Raw genomic sequence first — 2007 nt, 5'->3', positions numbered from 1 at the left:
GCTGTTCCTTACCCACGGCCAGGATGGGCGGGTTTGGGATGTGGACGGCAATGAGTATGTCGACATGATTAGCAGCTTAATGCCGATCGTGCTGGGCTACCGCGATGCCGATGTCGACTACGCCATTCGCAACCAACTCACGCGCGGTATCAGCTTCAGCCTTCCGACAACTCTGGAACAGGAGTTGGCGCGGGTTCTGTGCGATATTATCCCCAGCGCCGAAATGGTCCGCTTCGGCAAGAATGGTTCGGATGCGACCTCGGCCGCTATCCGGATGGCCCGAGCCTACACGGGGCGCGACCGCGTGATCGTCTGCGGCTATCACGGCTGGCAGGATTGGTATATTGGCGCCACCGCCCGCAATAAGGGCGTGCCGTCCGCCGTTCAGAACCTTACCACGATGGTTCCCTACAACGATCTCGAGGCCTTCGATAAAGTCTTCACTGGGCACCCTGGCGAAATCGCCTGCGTGATTATGGAAACGGCAAATGTAACCGAACCGAAACCGGGCTTTCTGCAAGGCGTCAAAGACTTAGCGCATAAGCATGGGGCGTTGCTGGTGTTCGATGAAATCATCACGGGTTTCCGGTTTGCCCTGGGTGGCGCGCAAAGTCTGTTTGGCGTAACGCCGGATCTCTCCTGCTTCGGCAAGGCAATGGCGAATGGTATGCCGCTGTCGGCGGTTGTCGGGCGGCGCGATGTTATGATGGAGATGGAAAAGATTTTCTACTCCGGCACCTTCGGCGGGGAGGCACTCTCCTTGGCCGCATCCTTAGCCACGATCGACAAATTGAAGCGGGAGGCGGTTATTCCCCGGCTCTGGTCGCTCGGCGCGGATTTGGCGGAGGATGTTAACGCCCTGATCGAGAAGCACGAACTCGGCCATGTCTTTGGCCTCGTCGGCTTTGCGCCTTGGAAGGTCTTGGTCGTCCAGGACCATGCCAATATCCGCAAAGAAGCCATTAAGACGATGTTCCTCACAGAAATGCTGGCGCGGGGCGTTCTGCTGAACGCCAGCCATAATGTCTGCTGGACCCATAACGCAACGGACATGGCTCGAACCCGGCAAGCCTGGGATGGGGCTTTGGTCGCCGTCAAACAAGGCCTAACCAGCGGAACCTTGATCGAGCAGTTGAAAGCGCCGATCATCGAACCGATTTTTAAGGTGCGGTAATGCCAAAGGCTCTCATCCGGTGTGAGGCAGGGGGCGACTATGGCTTCGGTCATGCCGTTCGCTGCGCGGCCCTTGGGCACCGCCTGCGCCACGCTGGATGGGACGTTTCTATTGCAATCTCCGAGCCCGCCTACCGCCAGGTGCGTGGCCTTTCCTCCTTCAACTGGGTTGCGGAAGACGCCGTTCTGGCAACCGACGCCGATCTCATCATTCTAGACATGGTGACGGCGGAAGCGGACTTGGAGCAAAAGCTGGTTCGCGCGGGCCGCAAACTGCTGGTCATTGACGATAGCCCCCGGTGGCCTCATTCCGCCCATTGGCTGATAGACGCACCCCAGGGCGCACGCCTGATGAATATGGACCGCTTGCCCCGCAGGCCGCGCTTCTAACGGGGAGCCGATACGCCCCCGTGCGCGAGAGTTTTCGGCGCGCACGGGAGCAACGAAATCGCAAAATCGCGCCAAAATCGCCGGTTCGCCATATTCTCGTGGCATTCGGCGGCAGCGACCCCGCCAACCGAACCGGCTTGGCCCTCAATGCTATCGCCCAGAGTGCGGCCGATATTCGCACGACGGTCATTCTCGGTCAGGGGGCACCGCATCTCGACGCGGTTCGGCAGCAGATCAGCGCGCTCCCCAATGTTACCCTACAGGTCGATCCCGAACAGATGGCCGAGGCGATGCTGGCGTGCGATTTAGCTCTCGGCGGTGCGGGCACCTCCGCGTGGGAGCGCTGCTGCTTGGGCTTACCCGCGCTCGTCGTTGTCGCCGCCGATAATCAGCGCGAATGGGCCGACCGGCTGGCGACCTTGGGCGTTGCACGGGTGGTGGAGC

3 protein-coding genes are annotated in these 2007 nt (G+C 60.5%); all 3 read left to right on the top strand.

What is annotated here, in order from left to right:
* A partial coding sequence (locus tag VZ95_RS16315) for an aminotransferase class III-fold pyridoxal phosphate-dependent enzyme (protein WP_045776801.1) occupies positions 1–1174 on the top strand: 1174 nt, incomplete at its 5' end.
* Entirely contained in the window at positions 1174–1563 is a 390-nt protein-coding gene (locus VZ95_RS16310) for a hypothetical protein (RefSeq protein ID WP_045776799.1), read from the top strand. The genes VZ95_RS16315 and VZ95_RS16310, both read left to right, overlap by 1 nt.
* 20 nt (positions 1564–1583) lie before the next feature.
* The coding region (locus tag VZ95_RS16305) for a glycosyltransferase (protein WP_269747121.1) at positions 1584–2007 on the top strand (424 nt) is incomplete at its 3' end.

Origin of the sequence: Elstera litoralis, from assembly GCF_000963705.1 — a bacterium.
Lineage (GTDB): Bacteria > Pseudomonadota > Alphaproteobacteria > Elsterales > Elsteraceae > Elstera > Elstera litoralis.
This window is presented reverse-complemented; position numbering and strand designations above follow the sequence as displayed.

What these genes read in the sequence shown, in the direction of transcription:
- VZ95_RS16310 (WP_045776799.1), top strand. Translation starts at nt 1,174, where the DNA reads ATGCCAAAGGCTCTCATCCGGTGTGAGGCAGGGGGCGACTATGGCTTC.